Source organism: uncultured Microbacterium sp. (genome assembly GCF_963521695.1).
In the GTDB taxonomy this organism is placed as follows: Bacteria; Actinomycetota; Actinomycetes; order Actinomycetales; family Microbacteriaceae; genus Microbacterium.
This window is the reverse complement of the sequence record NZ_CAUQWC010000242.1, coordinates 1-4801: the sequence shown is the minus strand read 5'-3', so window position 1 is coordinate 4801 and position 4801 is coordinate 1. Positions and strand designations below refer to the sequence as shown.

The 4801-nt window shown below is 71.1% G+C and carries 5 protein-coding genes; 3 read left to right on the top strand and 2 right to left on the bottom strand.

Features of this window, described 5'->3' with window-relative positions:
* From RWP81_RS14350 to RWP81_RS14340, 3 genes are all read left to right on the top strand, one after another.
* On the top strand, positions 1–804 hold an 804-nt coding region (locus tag RWP81_RS14350; RefSeq protein WP_314457200.1), incomplete at its 5' end, for an ABC transporter ATP-binding protein.
* 11 nt (positions 805–815) lie between these two features.
* Positions 816–2342 (top strand): hypothetical protein, encoded by a 1527-nt coding sequence (locus RWP81_RS14345; protein ID WP_314457198.1) that lies wholly within the window; start codon positions 816–818, stop codon positions 2340–2342.
* A 50-nt stretch (positions 2343–2392) separates the two neighbouring features.
* Entirely contained in the window at positions 2393–2659 is a 267-nt protein-coding gene (locus RWP81_RS14340) for a DUF3039 domain-containing protein (RefSeq protein WP_055953839.1), read from the top strand.
* A gap of 3 nt (positions 2660–2662) precedes the next feature.
* On the opposite strand, the gene RWP81_RS14335 is transcribed toward RWP81_RS14340, so the two are convergent.
* Complete coding sequence (locus RWP81_RS14335; protein WP_314457196.1) at positions 2663–3163, bottom strand: hypothetical protein; 501 nt, start codon at positions 3161–3163, stop codon at positions 2663–2665.
* A 202-nt stretch (positions 3164–3365) separates the two neighbouring features.
* A complete protein-coding gene (locus tag RWP81_RS14330) occupies positions 3366–4691 on the bottom strand; it encodes a nicotinate phosphoribosyltransferase (protein ID WP_314457195.1) in 1326 nt (441 codons plus the stop codon).
* Positions 4692–4801 lie beyond the last annotated feature (110 nt).

The window sequence follows — 4801 nt, the reverse complement described above, 5'->3', positions numbered from 1 at the left end:
GCCGCCGACACAGCGGCATCCACCGATCCGGCTGCCGACGCCGTCGTCCCCGCGCTCACGCTCCGCCACATCACCAAGACGTTCGGCGAGCTCCGCGCCGTCGACGCGATCGACCTGACCGTGCCCGCGGGCTCCTTCTACGGTCTGGTCGGCCCCAACGGCGCCGGCAAGACCACGACCCTGTCGATCATCGCGGGGCTGCTCCGCGCCGACGGGGGCGCCGTGACGATCAACGGCGTCGATGCCAAGAAGCGGGCGCGCGAGGCGAAGAAGATGATCGGCGTACTGCCCGATCGCCTGCGCACCTTCGACCGTCTGACGGGTCGCCAATTGCTGTCGTACTACGGTGCGCTGCGGGGGCTCCCCAGCGGTCTCGTCGAAAGCCGCATGGCCGACCTCGCCCGCGCGTTCGACCTCGTCGATGCGCTCGCGCGGCCCGTTTCCGACTACTCGGCGGGAATGACGAAGAAGGTCATGCTCGCGGGTGCGATGATCCATTCCCCGCGCCTGCTCGTACTCGACGAGCCCTTCGAGGCCGTCGATCCGGTGTCCAGCGGTGTCATCCTCGACATCCTCCGCACCTACGTCGACCACGGCGGCACGGTGATCCTGTCGAGCCACGGCATGGAGCTCGTCGAGCGGGTGTGTTCCCGCGTCGCGGTCATCGTGTCGGGCCAGGTGCTCGCCGAGGGCACCGTCGACGAGGTGCGCGGCGAGGGCACGCTGGAACAACGTTTCCGTGAACTTTCGGGCGGACTGGGCGACGTGGAGGGCCTCGAGTGGTTGCACACGTTCTCCGCCTGAGACTGGCGATGATGCTGGGCGCCCTGCGGGGCGACCGGCGCGACGTGATCCGGCGGGCGATCGGCGTCGTCGTACTCATCGCGGCCACCGTCTTCGCGGCCGTGAGCGCCGCCGGGCTCGCGGATGCCGACCGCCTCACGACAGCGGTCGTCACCGTTCTGGCCGGTTCCGCGGTGACCCTGGGGTTCGCTGTCGGTCCACCGGTCACGGCCTCGATCGACCCGCTCGATCCGCGGCGGTTCGCGGTCGTGGGCCCCGAGCCGCGTCCGCTCGCCGGCGCGCTCCTGCTCGCCGGCTTCTTCAGCGTGCCCGTCCTCGTGACCCTCGTGCTCGGCGTCAGCGTCGCCGTGGCGTGGGGCGCGCACGGTGCCTCGGTGGTGGCGGGCGTGGCATCCGTCGTTCTGGGTCTCACGACGTGCGTGCTGTTCGCCCGCGTCAGCATGGCCCTCGGGGCGCTGGTGCAGCGACCCCGGCAATCCCGCGAACTGATGAGCGTCTACCTCATCGCGGTGCTCGTCGTCGTCGTGCCGATCGGGGTGTTCCTCGGATCGCTCGAGTGGCGCGGCGCGGTGCCGTCGCAGCTGGCGTCGGCGGCTGAGATCCTGTCGTGGACGCCCGTCGGGGCCGCGTGGGCCATCGGCCTCGCACCGACGACCGGTGCGGCCGTGGGCAGCCTCGTCGTCGCCCTCGCGACCGTGGCGCTGCTCACCCTCGCATGGTTCGCCCTGGTCGAGGTGCTGCTCACCACGACGCGTCGCCCGGTCGCGGTGCGCGAGCGCGGCGGACTCGGGTGGTTCGCTCTTCTTCCGGGCACCCCCGGAGGAGCCGTCGCCGCCCGGAGCCTGTCGTACTGGCTCCGCGACCGGCGTTACATCGTCAACGTCGTGATCGTGCCGATCGCGGCCGTGGTCTCCACGGTGCCGCTGCTCGTCGCGGGAGTGCCGTTCGAGCTGGCGGTGCTGCTGCCGGTGCCGATCATGGCGCTGTTCTTCGGCTGGCTGCCCCACAACGATCTCGCGTACGACTCCACGGCCCTGTGGATGCACATCGCCAGCGGCGTGCGCGGCATCCCCGACCGCGTGGGGCGCCTCGTGCCCATTCTGCTCATCGGCATCCCGATCCTCGCCCTCAGCCTGCCGCTCGCGATCGTCGCGCACGGTCGCTGGGCGATCTTCCCGGCCATGGTCGGCGTATGCGCGGCCCTGTTCCTCGGCGGTCTGGGCTTGTCGAGTGTTTCGTCGGTGGTGGCCCCCTACGCGGTATCGCGGCCGGGTGACAGCCCCTTCCAGCAGCCGCAGCGCACCGGCTCGGGTGGGGTCGTCGCACAGGGACTCGTCATGCTCGGGGCGGTGCTCACCGCGCTGCCCGCGGGCTGGCTGACCTGGCAGGCCATCAACGGCACCGCCATCGATGCGATGTTCGCGCTCTGGGTCGGTGTGGGCGCCGGTGCGGTCGTGCTGATCCTCGGAATCCTGGGGGGCGCGGTGGTCTACGAGCGTCGCGCCACCCGCCTCATGGAGTTCGCCGAAGCGACCTGAGTCGAACCCTTCCGACCGCCGGGCGCGGTCCGCGGCTACACTGGCTCTCCATGAGCACGCCTCTCGACAGTCCTGACAGCGGGGGTCTCGCGACCCTGGATCGAGAGCTCGAAGAGCTCATCCGCGAAGAGAACATCGAGCCCGGTGACCATGAGCGCTTCTCGCACTATGTGAAGAAGGACAAGATCCTCGAGTCGGCCATCACGGGCAAGCCGGTGCGCGCGCTGTGCGGCAAGAAGTGGACCCCGGGTCGCGACCCCGAGAAGTTCCCGGTGTGCCCGCAGTGCAAAGAGATCTACGAGTCGCTCGTCAAGTGAGCGTCAGCTGATCTCCACCGAGGTCGTCGCAGCCTTCGACCCGTCTGAGCCGAACAGCACGAGCGTGAAGCGATAGGTCCCGCTGGGCACGGGGTGGGTGCCATCGGCCGGGTAGGTGCGCGTGTCCTGCACGTATCCACCGATCGGGATGCTGAGCACCCCGGTCATCGTCGACGGCCCGAGCGGCCCCTCCACGGAGACGACGTAGGGGATGACCGCCACGGCGGGGTCGCGCTCGGGCCACCACACGATGTCCTGGTCGTACCGCGCGCGGACATAGACCGCGATGGGACCCCGGTTGCTGTTCGTCGCGGCGTCGTACTCGTGCAGATCCTGCGCCGCGAAGTCCGAACTCGGGCGGATCTTGGCGACCGGGACGCTGCCTCCCGACGCGGCGAGGGCGGGAGTCGCGGTCGCTGCGACGATCGCGGGCACCGCCCAGGCTGCCGCAGCGATGACACCGCGGCGCGTCGGCGGAGGGGTATCGGCTGCGGGGTGGAGCACAGGGGTCCTTTCCCGCGGTGCCGTCGGCGGGATCGCGGAACCATCCACGCTAACCGGGCGGCCGAACCGGCACAGCCTGATGGGGGCTCCGGTCACCCGACGTCTCACCTGCGCGACCCACGGTCCGTCGACCCGTCCGTCAACGGGACGGCGAACCTCAGCACCGGTCCCGTTCGGGTCGCTCGCCTGCCCTCGTCGCCGGTCAGCCCGCCTCGCGGTACTCCGTCGGCAGAGCGGGCTCCGACTTGCTGAGCGCCAGCGCCCGCACGGGCAGTTCCTCGCGCACGCGGGCATGGTGTCGGCGTGCGGCCTCGACGCCCTCAGGGCCCAGGGCTGCGGCATCGGCTTCGCCGTCGCGCATGAGCATGGTCTGCAGGGGACGGGCGTCGGGATGCTCGGCGGCGGTGGACAGTTCTTCGAACCCGTCGCTGACCATGATGAGTTCGGCGGCAGCCGTACCCCCATCGAGGGTGCGGAACGCGGCCTTGCGGCCGCCGTGCGAGGCCTTCTGCGTCGACGCCTTGGCCACACCCACCCACGACCCGTCGGTCGCTTCGCGCGCGACGAGTTTGAACACCAGACCCGCGGTCGGAACGCCCGAGCCGGTCGCGACCGAGGTCCCGACGCCGTAGGAGTCGACGGGGGAGGCCGCGAGGGCGGCGAGAGCGTATTCGTCGAGGTCGCTCGTGACGGTGATGCGCGTGCCCGTGGCGCCGAGTTCGTCCAGCAGCGTCCGAACCTCACCCGCGACGATCGGCAGGTCGCCCGAATCGATGCGCACGCCGCCCAGCTGCGTGCCGGCCACGCGCACGGCCGTGCGTACGCCCTCCGCGATGTCGTAGGTGTCGACGAGCAGAGTGGTGCCGCTGCCGAGCGCGTCGACCTGCGAACGGAACGCGTCTTCTTCGCTGTCGTGCAGCAGGGTCCACGCGTGGGCGGCGGTTCCCATCGTCGGAACGCCCCACCGCCGCCCCGCCTCGAGGTTGCTGGTGGCCGAGAAGCCCACGATGTACGCGGCGCGGGCGGCGGCGACGGCCGCCTCCTCGCTTGCGCGACGCGAGCCCATCTCGGCGAGCGGTCGGTCGCCGGCGGCGACGCTCATGCGCGCGGCGGCGGTGGCCACGGCGGAGTCGTAGTTCAGGATGCTGAGCGCGAGCGTCTCCAGCAGCACGGCCTCCGCGACCGTCCCCTCCACGGTCAGCAGTGGCGAGCCGGGGAAGTACACCTCGCCCTCGCGATAGCCGGTCACCGATCCCGTGAAGCGGTAGTCGGCGAGGAAGTCGAGGGTCGTGGCATCCACCACCCTCGCATCCCGCAGGTAGCGCAGCTCGTCGTCGCCGAAGCGGAAGTCGCGGATGGCCTCCAGCAGCCGGCCGGTGCCCGCGACGACGCCGAAGCGGCGCCCGCCGGAGAGCCGGCGCCCGAACACCTCGAACACGCACCGGCGCGAGGCCGTGCCGTCGCGGAGGGCCGCATCCAGCATCGTGAGTTCGTAGCGGTCGGTGAGCAGAGCGGTGCTGCGCGTCATGGCGTCAGCCTATTCCGGCGTCCCCGCGCCCACCGTTGCGGCCGCGGCACCTTGACTTCCCGACCTGCGGCGACCCAACGCAGGAGATCCACACCCTGCCAGGGGCCCGG

Bases quoted from the DNA above. Each gene is read 5' to 3' on its own strand.
- RWP81_RS14345 (WP_314457198.1), top strand. From the start codon at position 816: ATGCTGGGCGCCCTGCGGGGCGACCGGCGCGACGTGATCCGGCGGGCG.
- RWP81_RS14340 (WP_055953839.1), top strand. From the start codon at position 2,393: ATGAGCACGCCTCTCGACAGTCCTGACAGCGGGGGTCTCGCGACCCTG.
- RWP81_RS14330 (WP_314457195.1), bottom strand. From the start codon at position 4,691: ATGACGCGCAGCACCGCTCTGCTCACCGACCGCTACGAACTCACGATG.